We start from the raw sequence: 16523 nt of genomic DNA on the forward strand, positions 1-16523 counted from the left end.
AGTGCGTGCCGGCTCCGTCACAGCGGGGCTGGCGCGCACAGCGACAGCTGCGCTATCGCGGCACCCGCCGCATGCAGGAAGTGCTCTACCCGCGTGTGCAGCGCGTAGCCGCCGCTGTACGTCTCCTCAAGCCGCTTTCCTTCGTCGGCCAACGCAATCAGACCGGTCACCGCCAGCCCACCGGTGATGCGGTGGATGCGCCGGCACGCTTCCTGTGCATCCCCCGCCCGCAGTGCCTGCCGAAGGGCGGGCGCATCCTCGCCGAACGCGACGGCGAGAACATCGACCATCTGCACAGCCACCGCCGCGCCCCCCAACTGGCGGCAGAGCGCCTGCCAGGCATGGTCCGCCGCAGCCTGCAGCGGGTCCGGGGCACCCGCGTCGCAGGCTCGCCCTTCGAAGGATGGCACCGAGCCCGATGGCGGCCCAGCCTCCTCGCCCCCCAGAAGCAGCATCATCGTGGAACGAAGCGCCGCGATATCGAACGGCTTCAGCAGCACACGGTCCGCCCCGGCCGAGGTGCATGCCTGCATGACCGCGTCGGACGTGCTGGCCGTCATCGCCACCATCGGCAGTCGCGCCATGGCTGCATCGTCCGACCCGCGCACGGCCCGCATCAGCGCATAGCCATCCATGCCGGCCATCTGGCAGTCGGTCAGCAGCAGATCGATGTCGCCCGCGCGCTTCAACCTCTCCAACGCCTGCGCACCGTCGGTGGCCACAACAACGTCCTGGCCCAGGATATCCAGCCGGTACTGCATCATCAGCCGGTTCGCGGCATCGTCTTCGGCCACCAGCACGCGCCAGCGGCGGGGCATGGGCGGCGTCGCTTCCTCCGGGTGCTCCCCGGCCTGCCGCAGTGCCGGCGGCGCCTCCAGGATGAAGCTCACCTCGGTGCCGCGGCCGAGCGCACTGCTGATGACCACGGTTCCGCCCATCAACTCGACCAGGCCCTTTACGATCGCCAGGCCCAGGCCGGTGCCACCGTGCTCCTGTGCCGTGGCAGCGGTTGCCTGCACGAAGGGCTCCAGCACACCCTGCAACTGTTCGACGCTCATGCCGATGCCGGTATCGGCAACGGCAAAGCGCAGCCGCTGCGTCGCTTCCCCGGGCCGCGGCGCAAGCACGTCAACGGACAGGTCAATCGAACCCTGCGCCGTGAACTTCGTGGCATTGCCCACCAGGTTCAACAGAATCTGGCGCAGCCTCAGCTCATCCAGCAGGTACGCCGGCGCAAGGTCACGATCAATCCGGATGTTGAGCTCAACGCCCTTGCGCCAGATATCAGGCTCCATCAGTTCACCGATGCCCGACATCAGCGCGGTCACATCGGTCGCGGCCGGATTGAGCTGCATGCCACCGCCCTCCAGCCGCGAAACATCCAGCACATCGTCCAGCAGCAGCCGCAGGGTGCGGGTGGCCTCGCCGACGATGGCCAGGATGTCCGACTGGTCCGGCGTCAGTTCCGTTCCATCCAGAATTTCGACCATGCCCATGATGGCGCTCATCGGGGTGCGGATCTCGTGGCTCATCGTCGCCAGGAACCCGGCCTTCGCCTCGGCCGCCCTTTCCGCCAGCGCCCTGGCCCGTTCCAGTTCGACCTCGGTGTCCTTGCGCCGCCGCACCTCGCGTGCAAGCCGCACCTGGTTCCAGCCCTGCACCAGGATGGCGGTCAGCAGGATGCCAAGCACCGGTGCCAGCCAGCGCCAGAGCGTGGCCCAGTCCACCCCGTTGCCGTAGCTCACTGCAATCCACTTGCTGCGCAGATCCTGCTTCTCGCCGGGATCCATCTGCGACAGCATGCGATCCATCACCGTCACCAGTGGCGCATGCCGGCGCTGCACCGCGAAACTCAGCTCGTCGGAGAGCCCGGTCGTGGCCACCACCTCCAGTTGCCCCGAATGCCGGGCGCGGATCACCGCGTCGATGGCGGCCAGGTTGCCAACGTAGACATCCGCATCCCCTGCAACGACGTCCTGGAGGCCGCGCTCCGTACTCGGCACCGGCACCACCCGCGCCCGTGGTGCGACCGACTGCACGTACCCGGCAAGCCGCTCCGGGTCGGACGACGCAACGCGCAACCCGTTCAGATCGCCCAGCGAACGGACATCGACCCCATCCCGTGCAGCGACCACCACGTTGGCGACCGTTGCAAAGGGCTGGCTGTAGATCCAATCCTCGCCAAGCCACGTGCCATCGCGCGGCACGGCCACCACCACGTCCACGGCATCTTCGCGTATCGCTTCACGGATGCTTTTCCACGGCGCCGGCTGCACCGGGCTGAACTGAGCGCCGATCACCCGCAGCTTGCGAAGGTATTCGCTGGCCAGCCCCGAGGGGCGCCCGGTCCTGTCGGCAAACGCAATCGGCGCGAAATCGCTGGGCCACCCCACGCGCAACGTGTGGCGCATCGCCTGCACTTCCTCGGCACTCAAGGCGAATTCGCCCCGTTCGTTCCAGGCAAGCGGGGCCAGCCAGCGGTCGCGGTACGCCTGCCGCTCGGCAGCGCTGAGCGAACCGAGCGCCTCATTCAAGGCCTCCACCAGCGGCTGCTTCGCATTGGGCACCGCAAAGTGCAGCAGATCGTTCGGCAGCCCACTCGGCCGCACCAGCGCCAGCGCCTGGAAGCGCGGGTTCTGCAGCAGGCGCGTTGCCACCTGCGCGTCGCCCAGGAAAACATCAGCGCTTCCCTCAGCGACCAGTTCCATCGCCTCAAGGGGCGCTGAAACGCCGATGTGCACAGCCTGCGGAAACCGCTTCCTCGCATACTCCTCGGTTGCAGCGCCCGCCGTGGTCACCAGACGCACGCCCACCAAGGCCGGGTCGGCGCGCAGCTGGGGGTCATGGGGGTACGCAATCAGCCCGACCGGGGCCTCTGCATAAGGGTCCGTGTAGACCAGGCAGCGGGTGCGGCCGGCGCTCAGCGAGACGTTCATCAGCACGTCGACGCGGCCTGAGCAGGCGGCAGCCAGAAGTTCCTGGAAACCACTGAACCGCTCGAAGCGAAGCGTCAGCCCCAACCGCTTCGCCAGATTGGCAAGCAGCTCTGGCGAAAGTCCTGCGGGCTGACCGTCTTCCACACTCTCGAACGGAGGCCAGTTCCCCACGAACCCCACCACCGCCACCGGCCGTGCGGCGATGAACCGCTGTTGGGCAGGGCTGAGGTGTATGGCCGAAGAGGCGTGGCCGCGAGCGGCAGAGGGTTCTTCACCGCGCGCACCCGCAGGTGGTGCAAGCACGCACAACAGGAACAGGGCAGCAAGCGCCGCCACAAGTCTCCGGGTCAAGCCAGTTTTCTCCTTGCTGGGGTGGTTGGACGGTCACCGCTGCTGGTACGGCAGTCAGCCGGTGCGGACGCCCCCTCGCAGCGATCTCAGATAGGTATAGAGCTGCATGGTGTCGACCAGGCCCAGCTTCTTCATCGCACTGGTCTTCTGCTTGCTGATGGTCGCCACGCTGCGCGAGCTGCGCGCGGCAATGGCCGTGACCGAAAGGTTGTTTGCGAGCTGCCTGAGCACGTCGATCTCGGCCTTGGTCAGCTCCGCTTCGGGAAGAGAGACCTCAGGGACCAGGTCTTCACCCTGGAAACTTTTTCCGACATGCGTGCCGGCGCGTTCCACATTGCGCAGCGCCTCGAGCAGCTCGTCAACCTCGTCGCGCTTGGACACCACGCCACTGACGCCCAGCGCGACCAGGGCATCGATGATCACCGCGCTGCCCGAGATCGTCAGCACCACCACTCTCACCTTGGGGTAGCGGCGCCTGAGCAGCTTGATCAGGGCCAGGCCGTCCGTGGATCCGGCCTGCGCCATGCTCAGATCCGTGATGACCAGATCCGCAGATTCCGCCTCGATGGCCTCGACCAGATCCCGGCCATTTGCGACCTCTGCGACCACATCGCACCGCCCCCAGATTTCTGCAACCAGTTTCATTCCAAGACGCGCGGCAGGGTGATCATCAGCAACGACAACTCTGTACACGGCGCTCTCCCTAGGCACGTCTCAGCAGTGCTGCAACCTTGTTCCCAGTTCCACGATAATTCAATGCAACTACTTGGATATTCCCCTTCTGCGACGCAGTTCCGGAATTGTCGTCGCGGTATATACGGCGCCGATTGATGCAACTGACTCAAGAAGGCAGGCCACGAACGACATGGGCTGATTGGACCGTGCTTGGAAATCCGTGTGCGCAATGCAGACTGACCCTCGTACGCGACCTGACCTGAAGGAGCACTCCGCATGCGAGACACACCCATCAAACTTCCACCGTCCGGGCACTGCCACGTGCGCCTGCGCTGGCTCACTCGTGACGATGCCCCGGCATGGTTCCGCATCATCAGTCGACCCGAAATACGGGCACAGACCAGCTGGAACATATCCTCCCCGGCGGGTCTCGATGCCATCTTCGATGCGCTTGTACCGGGTGCGCCCTCGCCCGAACTGCGCATTGGCATTGCCGGGGAGGACAATGAACTGCTCGGCACCATCGGGTTTCACACCATCAACGCCCGGCACGCCTCCGCCGAACTGGCCTACGAACTCTCGCCCGCCGTGTGGGGCCAGGGCATTGCCACTGCGGTTGTCGGGCAGGTTGCCGCCTGGGGCCTGCAGCAGTTTGGCTGGCAGCGGCTTCAAGCCACTGTCCTGGATACCAACACCGCGTCCGCGCGTGTACTGGTGAAGTGTGGCTTCGCACTTGAAGGCCGCCTTCGCAACCTGCGCAGGGTGGGCGGGGTATCGCGTGACTTCGACGTCTACTCGCGGGTTCCTGCCTGACCGGTGGTGCGTCTGTAGCGCCGAGCCTACGCTCGTCTGCACGTGACAAGCCGAGCATGGGCTCGGCTCTACAAAAATGTCGCAATCTGCGCGTTCTGACAGCTTTCGCCACGGCGCTGCAAATATTCGTAATTTTTCTATTTTGAAACTTTCCTCATTGGCAGCACGGGTGCCCAATGCGAATCATGTACCGCCACCGAAAACGGGTGGCACGGGCTTCCAATCCCGTCTGGTAACACCAGTTACGCTTGTCTGCCGGCGTCGCCCATCCCCTGTGGGTGGCGCCGGCAGGCATTCTGCCCCCGTATCTATGGCGGGCGGTGCGTGGGGGCCTCGTGCCCGCCGGCGTTTCACTGGAGTTACCACCGGTATTGGAACCACGCACCGTCCGCCGCCCTCGCTCTCAAGCAGGGCGGCCTCTTCGCTACATGCATAAGGAAGCCGTCATGAGCACCACACGTTACCCCTACCTCTTCGCCACCCTGGGCGAGGCCGCCAACACGCTGCCCGATGAACTCGCCCGCCCGCTGGAGACCACCCTCTCCGCCCAGCAGGAGGGCGTCACCCTGCTGGGCAGCCTGCAGCGCATCCGCCAGGTGGAAGCCGCCGACGGCCAGCCGCTGCGGCGCAAAGGGCGCAGCACGGCCCAGTGCATGGCGCTGGCGCGCATCAACCGGGCGAATGCCGGTCTGACCGTACTGCTGGAGCTGCTGCATGCCAGCGAGCGCGTGCGCGAGGATGGCGATGAAGCGCAGCAGATCGGCAACGACGTGCGTGAGGGCCTGCTGCTGGCCTGCCGCGGGTTGTCCGAATATGTGGACGAGCAGGTGCAGGCAGCCTGACGCATTGCGCCGGGCATGGCCCGGCGCTACCGATGGGGTAGCGCCGAGCGATGCTCGGCTGCACTTCGGTGACAGCCGGAACACATCCGTGCAGAAGCCCGAATCGGCGGGTCTTGGGCGGCGGCCTGCGCCGGCTGTTGGATGAAGACCCCTACGATGGCACTCTGCGGTGGATAATCAGGCCGGCAGCGGCCTGCCTGCTGGAGATTACGCACCATGTTGCGACTACAAGACATCGAGCTTCACTTCAACGGCCGCCCGCTTTTCAGCGGCGTGGACCTGCGCCTTCCTGCTGGCGCGCGCGTCGCCCTGATCGGCAACAACGGCACCGGCAAGAGCAGCCTGCTGCGCATGCTGGCTGGGCAGGCAGCACCCAGCGCAGGCGAGATCCGCTGGCGCGACGGCACTTCGGTTGCCTATGTCCCGCAGCACGTGCTGGACGGTTCGGCGCGCAGCGGCGGCGAACAGATGCGCCATGCGCTGGCACGTGCGCTGGATTCAGCACCGGACGTGCTGCTGCTGGACGAGCCCAGCAACCATCTGGACCGTAGTGCACGGCGCTCGCTGCTGGCCCGCCTGCGCCAGTACCACGGCACCCTGCTGATCGCCTCACATGACACCGCGTTGATTGATGCGCTGTGCGACACGCTCTGGCATATCCACAACCAGCACATCGAGGTCTTCCAGGGCCGTTACCACGACCATCAGGTGGAACTGCAACGCCGGCGCGACGCGCTGGATCGAACCGTGCGCGACCTCGACCGTGCGCAGTCGCAGGCACATGACGCACTGATGCGCGAACAGCAGCGTGCCGCCTCCTCACGCAAGCGTGGCGCGGTGAAGGTGGAGCAGCGCAAATGGGGCACGGTGCGTTCGGCCACCAAACTGGAACGCGGCAACACCACCGCCGGGCAGAAGCGCCAGCAGATCCGTGAGGTACAGGAGGACATCGCCGAGCGCCGCCGGCAGCTGCAGCGCGACGAGGTCATCGAGCCGCGCTTCCAGCTTCCCGCGGGCTGGCGCCGGGAAGGCGTGGTGGTGCAGGTCACCGATGGCGCATGCGGCTACCACGCACCGCTGATCGTGCAGCATCTGCAGGTGTGCCTGGAGGTGGGCGACTGCCTGCTGGTGACCGGCGACAACGGCAGCGGCAAATCCACCTTCGCCCGTGCCTTGCAGGGTGCCACCGATGTCCAGCGCGAGGGCGACTGGCTGCTGCCGGCGGCGGAGCAGGTTGCACTGATCGACCAGCACTACGACGCGCTGCCGGCCGCACTGACGCCGGTGCAGGCGATGGCCGCGTGCCAGCCCCGATGGTCCCCCTCCGAATGCCGCCTGCATCTGGCCGATTTCCTGTTCCGTGGCGATGCACCGGCGCAGACGACCATCGGCCAGCTGTCAGGTGGCGAACGCGCACGCCTGGCGATGGCGCTGATGGCGGCCCACCCGCCCACGCTGCTGATACTGGACGAACCCACCAACAACCTGGACATGAGTCTTCGTGCCCATCTGCTGCAGGTCCTGCACGCTTACCCGGGCACCCTGGTGGTGATTTCCCACGATGAGGGCTTCATCCAGTCGCTGGACCCGACCCATCAGCTGGATCTGTCCTCCAGCGGCAACGCCATCGCGCGCTGAACACACCCCCACCAGAACACGCCGATTACGACACTTTGCAACAAGTTGCATGGGCCCCCGCCCCCTGAGCCGGAACAATTTGAGTCGAATTGGACATGCCCAGTCGTCTTTGGCATAGCATCGCCGACAGGCCAAACCACCCGGAAAAGATGGGTGACGGCCGATGACGCGGCTGTCCATACCAGACACATTCGTCTGATCAGGAGTGATCCATGCGCCGTCATTCTGCACGTCCCCAGTGCATCCCCATGCGCCCCCTCACCCAGTGCCTGCTGTTGGCCCTGGCAGCCCTTCCCGCGACATCCGTACTGGCCCGTGACCTTGATGGCCAATCGGCCACCGTGCGTGAAAACAGCAACGTGGAGGCCTGGAATCTGATCAACGGCTCGCACTTGAGTGTAGATGGCGGCCGTTCGGAGAAAATCACCAGTTCGGACTCACAGGTAACGCTGAACAACGGCCATGTACAAGCACTCGCGAACGGCGGGACTGCCAGCATCGTGCTGCAGGGCAGTTCAACACTGGATATGACCAACAGCACGCTGCATGACGGCAATGTGGTGGTCAGCGACCTTTCCACCGCACGCATCACCGGAAGCACCCTGCATTCGGTTGGCGCCAATAGCCGGTTCAGCGTCGGCATCTACCTCGACAAGTCACCCAGCCGGCCCGATGCCAACAGCACCGTCATCGTCGACTCCTCGTTCGTACGCGCTGAAGCATCACCGGGCGCGGTAGCGGTCAGCAACGGCCACGCAGTGCGCCTGCAACAAGGCACGGCCATCCTGCAGAACGGCACCCGGGTGGAAGGCGCGAATTCGGGTGTGCTGCTGCTGGGCGGCACCATCGCGTCTGTGCTCAATCAGCCCATCACGCTGCGCGTGGACAACGCCCAGGTTGCCTCGGACAGCGGTCCCGCCATCTGGGTAGCACCGCGCAGGTCGGTGCGCTACGACATCACCGTCGCCAACGGTTCGCAGCTGTCCGGCGGTGATGGGCATCTGCTGCTGGTACGCCCCGATGGCACGGCCTCGGGCGAGGCCGATGTCCACTTCACGGTGGACGACGCCCGCCTGGCCGGTGACATCACCTTCGATACCAGCCGGGTCAGCGGCAACCTGGATGTCGTGCTGCGCAACAAGGCGCAGATCGATGGCCGCTTCTTCAACGTCACCAGCGCCGACATCAGTGGCGACAGCACCTGGCTGCTGACCGGCGACAGCAATGTCGGCCAGTTGACCCTGGGCAACACCGGCACCATCGCCCTCGGCAATGGCAGCACCTTCAACACCCTCACGGTGGATACCTTCACCGGCAACGGCGGTACGCTGCTGTTCAATACCCAGCTGGGCGATGACACCTCGGCCACCGACAAGCTGATCGTCACCGGCGACACCACCGGCCAGGCCAACGTGCGCGTGCTCAACGCCGGCGGCGCCGGCGCCAAGACCGACAAGGGCATCGAGCTGATCCGTGTGGGCGGTGCGTCCAACGGCCAGTTCGACCTGCAGGGCCGCGCCGTGGGTGGGCAGTACGAGTACTTCCTGTTCAAGGATGCCACCAATGGCGGCTGGTACCTGCGCTCGGAACTGGCCACCGTGCCGGACCCGTGCGTGGTGGACCCGACCCTTCCGGAATGCCAGCCGATCGACCCGGTGGACCCGGTTGATCCGGTGGACCCGACCCCGGTGCTGCGCCCGGAAGCCGGCGCGTACCTGGCCAACCAGTTCGCGATGGACCAGCTGCTGCGCCACTCCTGGCGCGACCGCCAAGGCGGCAGCACCACCGCTGAGGACGGCGTGCGTGGCTGGGCCCGCGTGGATGCCAACCAGAGCAAGCTGTCGGCGGTCGAAGACCAGCTGGACCTGCGCGTGGACCGCTCGCGCGTGCAGCTGGGTGCCGACCTGGGCGTGTTCGATGGCGGCCGCGGCCGTGTGGGCGTGATGGGCACGCTGGCCCAGTCCAGCGCCACCTCGCGTTCGCTGCTGACCGGCTACAGCGCCAAGGGCAAGGTCAACGGCGGCGCGCTGGGCGTGTACAGCAGCTGGACCACCGATGCGCTGTATGTGGATGCCAGCGTGCAGCGCGGCCAGTTCCGCAACCGCGTGCAGGGCGAGGGTCTGGCCGAAGAGCGCTACGACTCGGATATCTGGCAGAGCTCTCTGGAAGCCGGTTACCGCATCGGCATCGGCCAGATCGGCAACACCGCGCTGCACCTGCAGCCGGAACTGCAGCTGGTCTACACCGATGCCAGCATTGATCGCCATGAAGAAGCCAACGGCACCGTGGTGCGCAGCCTGGGCGACAGTGGCCTGTCCGGCCGTGCGGGCCTGCGCCTGCAGGGCGAAGGCCACAGCACCGCCGGTGCCTCGGTCAGCCCGTACGTGGTGGCCAACTGGTACCGCGATGGCGCCAGCAACGGTATGGCGTTTGACGATGAAGCGCTGAAGGCCAGCGTGCCGCGCAACCGCTACGAGCTGAATGCCGGTGCGCGCCTGGATTTCCGTTCCGGGTTGAGTGCCTGGGGTGGACTGGGCGTGATGCGCGGCGACCATGGATACCGCGAAACCACGGCCAACCTGAGCGTCGCGTACAAGTGGTAAAGCAGAACTGAAACGGCGCCGGAGCAATCCGGCGCCGTTTTTGTTTGCACGACGCAATGCCTTTGTAGAGTCGAGCCATGCTCGACTGCATCTGCCTTCTGTAGAGTCGAGCCATGCTCGACTGCATCTGCCTTCTGTAGAGTCGAGCCATGCTCGACTGCATCTGCCTTATGTAGAGTCGAGCCATGCTCGACTGCATCTGCCTTCTGTAGAGTCGAGCCATGCTCGACTGCTTCGCGCGTGACAAGCCAAGCATGGGCTCGGCTCTACAGGTTTGTCGCGATCTGCACGCTCTGACAGCTTTCGCAACGTTGCTGCAAATGTTCGTACTTTTTCTACTTTGAAACTTTCCTCATTGGCAGCACGGGCGCCCAGTGCGAATCATGTACCGCCACCGAAAACGGGTGGCACGGGCTTGCAATCCCGTTTGATAGCCATGTTGGTTACGCTTGCCTGCCGGCGTCGCCCATCCCCTATGGGTGGCGTCGGCAGGCATTCTGCCCGCGCACCTATGGCGGGCGGTGCGTGGGGGCCTCGTGCCCGCCGGCGCTTTGCATGGCTATCACCGGTATTGCAACCACGCACCGTCCGCCGCCCTTGCTGTCAAGCAGGGTGGCTTCTCTTTGCCGCATGCATAAGGAAGCCGTCATGAAAACCACACGTTACCCCTACCTCTTCGCCACCCTGGGCGAGGCCGCCAACACGCTGCCCGACGAACTCGCCCAGCCGTTGGAAACCACCCTTGCCGCCCAGCAGTCTGGGGAAGGCATCACCCTGCTGGACAGCCTGCAGCGCATCCGCCAGGTGGAAGGCGCCGATGGCCAGCCGCTGCGGCGCAAAGGGCGCAACACGGCCCAGTGCATGGCCTTGGCCCGCATCAACCGGGCAAACGCCGGGCTGACCGTGCTGCTGGAGCTGCTGCACGCCAGCGAGCGCGTGCGCGAGGATGGCGATGAAGCGCAGCAGATCGGCAACGACGTGCGTGAGGGCCTGCTGCTGGCCTGCCGCGGGTTGTCTGAGTATGTGGATGAGCAGGTGCACGTGGCCTGAGGCCATTCCGCCGGGCGTGGCCCGGCGCTACCCGTAGATTCCTGTAGAGCCGAGCGTGGGCTCGGCTCTACAACGGGTCGGCACTATCGACGCCCGAACGTACGCATGACGATCACGAAGAACAGCGGCACGAACACCAGCCCAAGCAGGGTGCCCACCACCATGCCGCCCAGCACGCCGGTGCCGATGGCCCGTTGCGCGCCCGACCCGGCACCGCTGGCCAGTACCAGCGGTAGCACGCCCAGCCCGAAGGCCAGCGAGGTCATGATGATCGGCCGCAGGCGGTCGCGCACGGCATGCAGCGTGGCGTCGATCAGCTCAGCACCGTTCTGCAGATGCTCCCGCGCAAAGGCGACGATGAGGATGGCGTTCTTGCTGGTCAGGCCGACCGTGGTCAGCATGGCCACCTGGAAGTAGATGTCGCGTTCCAGCCCGGCAACCGTATTGGCGAGGACAGCACCGAGGATGCCCAGCGGGGCAACCAGCAACACCGCCGTCGGCACCGCCCAGCTCTCGTACAGGGCGGCCAGGCACAGGAACACTACTACGATGGACAGGACGAACAGCAGCAACGCCTGAGAACGCGACCCCTGTTCCTGCACCGCCGCGCCAGTCCACTCCAGGCTGAACCCTGCCGGCAGCTCTGCCGCCAGCCGCTCGATTTCCGCCATCGCCTCGCCCGACGCAACACCCGGGGCCGGCTCACCCTGTATCTCCATGGCGGACACACCACTCTGCCGCTCCAGGCGTGGCGATGCATGCGACCAATCCGCGCGCGCAAACGATGCGAAGGGCACCATGCTGCCTTGCGCGTTCTTCACCGACCACAGATTCAGATCGTCCTTCTTCATGCGGAAGGGCGCATCCGCCTGCACATACACACGCTTGGTGCGACCACGGTCCACGAAATCGGCCACGTAGCGCCCGCCCCACGCCGCACTGAGGGTGCCCAGTGCGTTGGCCGGGTCCAGGCCGTGGGAACGCGCACGGGCGGTATCCACGTCGATCTTCAGGGTGGGGGCGTCTGCCATGCCGTTGGCGCGCATCCGGGCCAGCGCTGGATTCTCTGCGGCGGCGGCAAGCAGCTGGTCACGCGCTGCCGCCAGCGCCGCATGCCCATGCCCCGCATCGTCCTTCAGGAAGAAGCTGAAGCCGGACACCGTTCCCAGACCGGGCACCGGTGGCGGCGAAAGCACGTACATGCTCGCATCTCCGTGCCTGGCCAGGGCTTTCGACGCGCGGGCCACAATGGCATCGGCCGAATCTGCCGCCGGTCGCTCGGACCAATCCTTCAACCGCAGAAAGGCCAAGCCCGAGTTCTGCCCCATGCCGGAGTAGTTGTAGCCGGCGACAGTGAACATCGATTCGACCACGGGGTCTTCCTGCAGGAAGTAGTTCTCCACGAATGCGAGCGCGTCCTGGGTTCGCGAGAGCGTAGAACCCACCGGCGTCTGCACCAGAACCACCAGCGTGCCTTGGTCTTCATTGGGCAGGAACGAACTGGGCAGGCGCACGAACAGCACGGTCATCACCGCCCCCAGTGCCAGGAAGGCCAGCAGGAAGCGCCGCGGCCGGGCAAGGACTCCCCCGACGCCACGCTGGTACACCGAGCTGGCGCGGTCGAACCGCCGGTTGAACGCGGAGAACAGCCGCCCAAGTACGCCCGCCTGCGGGGCGTGCCCAACGCCGTGGGCAGCGGGCTTCAGCAACGTGGCGCAGAGGGCCGGGGTGAGGATGATCGCCACGATGACCGACAGCGCCATGGCAGAGACCAGCGTGGCAGTGAACTGCCGGTAGATGACACCCGTGGCACCCTGCATGAAGGCCATCGGCACGAACACGGCCGACAGCACCACACCAATGCCCACCAGCGCGCCGGTGATCTGATCCATCGACTTGCGCGTGGCATCGCGGGCGGAGAGTCCCTCCTCGGCCATGATGCGCTCGACGTTCTCCACCACCACGATCGCATCATCCACCAGCAGGCCGATGGCCAGGACCATGGCGAACATCGTCAGCATGTTCACCGAGAAGCCCAGGAACGCCAGAATGCCGAACGTGCCCAGCAGCACCACGGGCACGGCAATGGTCGGGATGAGCGTGGCCCGCAGGTTCTGCAGGAACAGATACATCACCACGAACACCAGCACGATGGCTTCCAGCAGGGTCTTGACCACGCCGTTGATGGACAGCCGCACAAAGGGCGTCGTGTCGTACGGAACGACCGCCTTCACCCCCGCCGGCATGCCCGGGCCCAGCGCTTCCACCGCCTTGTCGATGGCCGCGCGGGTTTCCAGCGCATTCGCGCCCGGCGCAAGCGAAATGCCGATGCCCGCGGCGGGCTTGCCGTTCAGGCGGTTGCCGAAGTCGTAGCTCTCCGCCCCCAGTTCAATGCGCGCCACATCGCCCAGCCGCAGTACGCCACCGTGTTCCTGGCTGCGGATGACCACCTGGGCAAACTCGGCCGCCGTGCGCTTGGGCGACGCCCCTTCGATGAACGCGCTCAACTGCTGTTCCTGCACGGCGGGCGCGCCGCCGATCTCGCCCAGCGGCACCTGCAGGTTCTCCGCGCCGATGGCGCTGACCAGCTCATCGACGGACAACTGGTAGCGGTCCATCTTGACCGGGTCCAGCCAGATACGCATCGCGTACTTGCCGCCAAACTCTCGTACCTGCCCTACCCCGGGTACCCGCCGGATGGCGTCGGCTACGGTGGAGCCCACGTAATCCGAAACGTCGGCTTCATTCATCCGCCCGTCTTCAGAGACGAAGGCCAGCATCTGCAGGTAGCCACCGTTGGACTTGGTCACTGCCAGCCCGCGGCGTTGCAGCGCCTCGGGCAGCGACGGCATGGCCAGCTGCACCCGGCCCTGCACCTGGGTCTGCGCCTGGTCCAGATCGATGCCGTTCCTGAAGACCACGTTGATCATCGCGTAGCCACCATAGGAGTAGCTCTGCGAGGAGAAGTGCAGCATGCCGTCCAGGCCCGCCAGCTGTTGTTCCACCACCTGCACCACGGTTTCCTCGATGACGCTGGCCGACGCACCGGGGTAGATGCCGGTGATGGTGATGGTGGGCGGCGCCACGTCCGGGTACATCGCGACCGGCATGCGCACCAGGGCCAGGCCGCCCACCAGCATGATGAGCAGCGCGATGACCCAGGCGAAGATAGGGCGATCGATGAAGAAACGTGCCATCAGCCTTCAGCGCCCTGCACGGGCGCGCTTGCCTCCACCGGGGAAATGCGGCTGCCCGGCTGCAGCTTGTGCTGGCCCTGCACCACCACGCGCTCGCCGGCACGCAGGCCGTCCTCCACCAGCCAGCGCTCGCCCAGCGCCCGGCCCAGCTGGACGGCGCGGTTGGCGACCGTGCCCTCACCGTCCACCACCATGACGTGCGTCCTGCCGGTGGCATCGCGCGAGACGGCCTGCATCGGCACCAGCAGCGCCTCGCGGCGCACACCCGCGCCAATGGAAGCCGATACGTACATGCCCGGCAGCAGCACGCCATCAGGGTTGGCAACGCGGACCCGCAATGCGTACGTGCCGGTGCCGGGGTCCACGCTTACATCGGAGAACTGCAGGGTGCCGCTCTGCTGCAGGCGGCTGCCATCCTCCAGTTGGATAGCCACCGGCAGCTGCCGGTTGTCCGTCAACCGCCCATCGGCGATATCCCGCCTGAGCTGCAGCCACTCGGCAGCAGACTGCGAAAGATCCACATACATCGGGTCCAGGCCGCGCACGGTGGTGAGCGCTTCGGGCTGGTGCGAGGTGACCAGTGCCCCTTCGGTCACGTTGGAGCGCCCGATACGGCCACTGATGGGCGCGGCAATACGCGCGTGGTCCAGCGCCACCTTGGCGGTCTGCAGCGAGGCCATCGCCATCTGTATGTCCGCCTCGGCGCGCTGGTAGGCCGCCGCTGAGCGGTCCTTGTCCTGCAGGCTGACCAGCCGCGAATCCGCCAGCTGCGCCAGGCGCCGGGCTTCCTCGCGGGCGGCGCTACAGGTGGCATAGGCATGGTTCAAGCGCGCTTTGGCTTCATCCCGGCCCGCACGCAGCGTGATGTCGTCCAGCTGGTAGAGCGGTTGCCCGGCCCGGACCTGGCTGCCCTCTTCAAACAGGCGCCGGGCGACGATGCCATCCACCTGCGGGCGCACCTCCGCCTGTTGCGCGGCAACGGCTCGCCCCGGAAGGACCACATGGAGTGCGGCGTCTTCGGGCTGCAGGGTATGAACGTGTACCGAGGGCAGCGTGGTGGCTTCGTCGGGCGCCGATGGCGCGCAGGCCGCGAGCAGCGTGACAAGCGCGAGCGCCGTGAATCGTTTGGGCAGGAACTGCATGGGCGGCACTCGAGGGTGGCGGTGGGTTCCGCCGGACATGCGCGCAGGCGGACAGCAGTGCGCTATTCCACGCGCCGCGCCCGGCAAATGCCATGCAACGAATCCGAAAATGCCCTGCGCAGAAGGCGCGGTTCAGTGCCGGGTTGGCCAGCCATCAGCAAAGGGGCAATGCGTGCCGTGCGGATTGCAACGCTGCGCTCAGCGATAGCTGACCGTCAGCGTGGCCTGCCCTTCCACGACACCCGAGCTGAACGTTCCCGCCGCCCTGTAATAGCGGGCCGCCAGCCCAATGTTCTGCGGGCCATTCTGCGTTGCTGGCAGCGACCAGGTCTGGCCCAGCACCACCGGGTTGCCATCGCGCAGCAGCTCCACCTGCACCGCACCGGCCGTGGCATTTCGCGTCGGCGTCAAGCGGCTGCTGGTATTGCCCGCCGCATTGGCATCGGTCAACGTCAGCTCCGCGGGGAAGGCACCATTGCAGCGCATCACTACGTTGAAGCCGAGCTGACCTGCAGTGCTGCCGGCACCGGGAAGATCGGCGGCTTGAACGTCCTTCAGCTCCACTGAGGTGTCGTCCAGGGTGCATGTGCGACTTCTGATGTTTGCCGAAATGCGATAGGCATCGGTCTTGACCAGGTGCGGGTACCTGGGTGCAGCATGCGTAATAGTGCCCAGGCTGGTTTCAGGCACGGCCCGCATCTCCCCACCCCGCGATACCGCCGCCACGTAGACGATGGACCACCGTGATACCCCTGAAATGTTCAAGCCGCTGACATGCAATGGCGTTCTGATGTCGAAAGGTTGCGCGCGGGAGGGCCCTCCCCCACTGCTTCCCTCGACCGAGCTTTTAAATATCAACAACGGCGACTGCGGCTGCCCCAGCAGCCCAAATGCCGGGTAAGACTCGCCGCTCACAGTCACGTTCCGCACGAATTCCAGGCCGGTGATGCTTGGGCTCACATCGATGGGGATGTCACCGCCGGGGCAGTTCATGAGGAAGCGGACGCTACCACCTGACCTGAAGTCAGCGACCAGCAGGTCGGGCTCGGCATCGTCCCACGCATTCACCACGAGGTTGATCTGCTGGCCCGGCTCCACGGCGGTACACGCCTGTGCAATGGCAGGCGCAAACAGTGCCAAGGCCATCGCCCCCCACAGCATGCGTACGCGGCCGGACAAGCAGGTGTGGCTCTTCCTGGCTGGCGCGAAACTCTCTTGGGAAAAATATGAAACCTTCATCGGAATCTCCAGTGCTGACCGCGACAGCGCTTTGTCA

10 protein-coding genes are annotated in these 16523 nt (G+C 65.9%); 5 read left to right on the forward strand and 5 right to left on the reverse strand.

Annotated elements, in window-relative coordinates; translation table 11 throughout:
- Positions 1-17: 17 nt before the first annotated feature.
- A complete protein-coding gene (locus tag C1927_RS18305) occupies positions 18-3287 on the reverse strand; it encodes a transporter substrate-binding domain-containing protein (protein WP_108747411.1) in 3270 nt (1089 codons plus the stop codon).
- Positions 3288-3341: 54 nt separating this feature from the next.
- Positions 3342-3998, reverse strand: a complete 657-nt coding sequence (locus tag C1927_RS18310) for a response regulator transcription factor (RefSeq protein ID WP_322114422.1) — start codon at positions 3996-3998, stop codon at positions 3342-3344.
- Between the two features lie 240 nt (positions 3999-4238).
- Here C1927_RS18310 and C1927_RS18315 point away from each other — a divergent pair, with 240 nt between their 5' ends.
- The 5 genes from C1927_RS18315 to C1927_RS18335 all read left to right on the forward strand — a co-directional run bounded on the left by C1927_RS18315 (position 4239) and on the right by C1927_RS18335 (position 10908).
- Positions 4239-4775, forward strand: coding sequence for a GNAT family N-acetyltransferase (locus C1927_RS18315; protein ID WP_079223498.1), 537 nt, complete (start codon positions 4239-4241; stop codon positions 4773-4775).
- 446 nt (positions 4776-5221) lie between these two features.
- Entirely contained in the window at positions 5222-5617 is a 396-nt protein-coding gene (locus tag C1927_RS18320) for a hypothetical protein (protein WP_079223500.1), read from the forward strand.
- Between the two features lie 216 nt (positions 5618-5833).
- Positions 5834-7255: an ATP-binding cassette domain-containing protein gene (locus C1927_RS18325; protein WP_108747412.1), complete on the forward strand. Its 1422-nt coding sequence runs from the start codon at positions 5834-5836 to the stop codon at positions 7253-7255.
- A 248-nt stretch (positions 7256-7503) separates the two neighbouring features.
- Complete coding sequence (locus C1927_RS18330) at positions 7504-9858, forward strand: autotransporter outer membrane beta-barrel domain-containing protein (RefSeq protein ID WP_254051500.1); 2355 nt, start codon at positions 7504-7506, stop codon at positions 9856-9858.
- Positions 9859-10506: 648 nt separating this feature from the next.
- Positions 10507-10908, forward strand: a complete 402-nt coding sequence (locus C1927_RS18335) for a hypothetical protein (protein WP_108747414.1) — start codon at positions 10507-10509, stop codon at positions 10906-10908.
- Between the two features lie 83 nt (positions 10909-10991).
- Here C1927_RS18335 and C1927_RS18340 read toward each other — a convergent pair whose 3' ends face one another.
- The 3 genes from C1927_RS18340 to C1927_RS18350 all read right to left on the reverse strand — a co-directional run bounded on the left by C1927_RS18340 (position 10992) and on the right by C1927_RS18350 (position 16486).
- Complete coding sequence (locus C1927_RS18340) at positions 10992-14105, reverse strand: efflux RND transporter permease subunit (RefSeq protein WP_108747415.1); 3114 nt, start codon at positions 14103-14105, stop codon at positions 10992-10994.
- Positions 14105-15358 carry an efflux RND transporter periplasmic adaptor subunit gene (locus C1927_RS18345; RefSeq protein WP_108747416.1) on the reverse strand — a complete coding sequence of 418 codons (1254 nt, stop codon included), beginning with the start codon at positions 15356-15358 and terminating at the stop codon, positions 14105-14107. Before C1927_RS18345 ends, C1927_RS18340 begins: the two co-directional genes overlap by 1 nt.
- Positions 15359-15445: 87 nt before the next feature.
- Positions 15446-16486, reverse strand: a complete 1041-nt coding sequence (locus C1927_RS18350) for a fimbrial protein (protein WP_108747417.1) — start codon at positions 16484-16486, stop codon at positions 15446-15448.
- Between the last annotated feature and the right edge of the window lie 37 nt (positions 16487-16523).

It is taken from the genome of Stenotrophomonas sp. ZAC14D1_NAIMI4_1 (genome assembly GCF_003086775.1).
GTDB lineage: Bacteria > Pseudomonadota > Gammaproteobacteria > Xanthomonadales > Xanthomonadaceae > Stenotrophomonas.

What these genes read in the sequence shown, in the direction of transcription:
- C1927_RS18335 (WP_108747414.1), top strand. Translation starts at nt 10,507, where the DNA reads ATGAAAACCACACGTTACCCCTACCTCTTCGCCACCCTGGGCGAGGCC.
- C1927_RS18350 (WP_108747417.1), bottom strand. Translation starts at nt 16,486, where the DNA reads ATGAAGGTTTCATATTTTTCCCAAGAGAGTTTCGCGCCAGCCAGGAAG.
- C1927_RS18340 (WP_108747415.1), bottom strand. Translation starts at nt 14,105, where the DNA reads ATGGCACGTTTCTTCATCGATCGCCCTATCTTCGCCTGGGTCATCGCG.
- C1927_RS18325 (WP_108747412.1), top strand. Translation starts at nt 5,834, where the DNA reads ATGTTGCGACTACAAGACATCGAGCTTCACTTCAACGGCCGCCCGCTT.
- C1927_RS18320 (WP_079223500.1), top strand. Translation starts at nt 5,222, where the DNA reads ATGAGCACCACACGTTACCCCTACCTCTTCGCCACCCTGGGCGAGGCC.
- C1927_RS18315 (WP_079223498.1), top strand. Translation starts at nt 4,239, where the DNA reads ATGCGAGACACACCCATCAAACTTCCACCGTCCGGGCACTGCCACGTG.
- C1927_RS18330 (WP_254051500.1), top strand. Translation starts at nt 7,504, where the DNA reads ATGCGCCCCCTCACCCAGTGCCTGCTGTTGGCCCTGGCAGCCCTTCCC.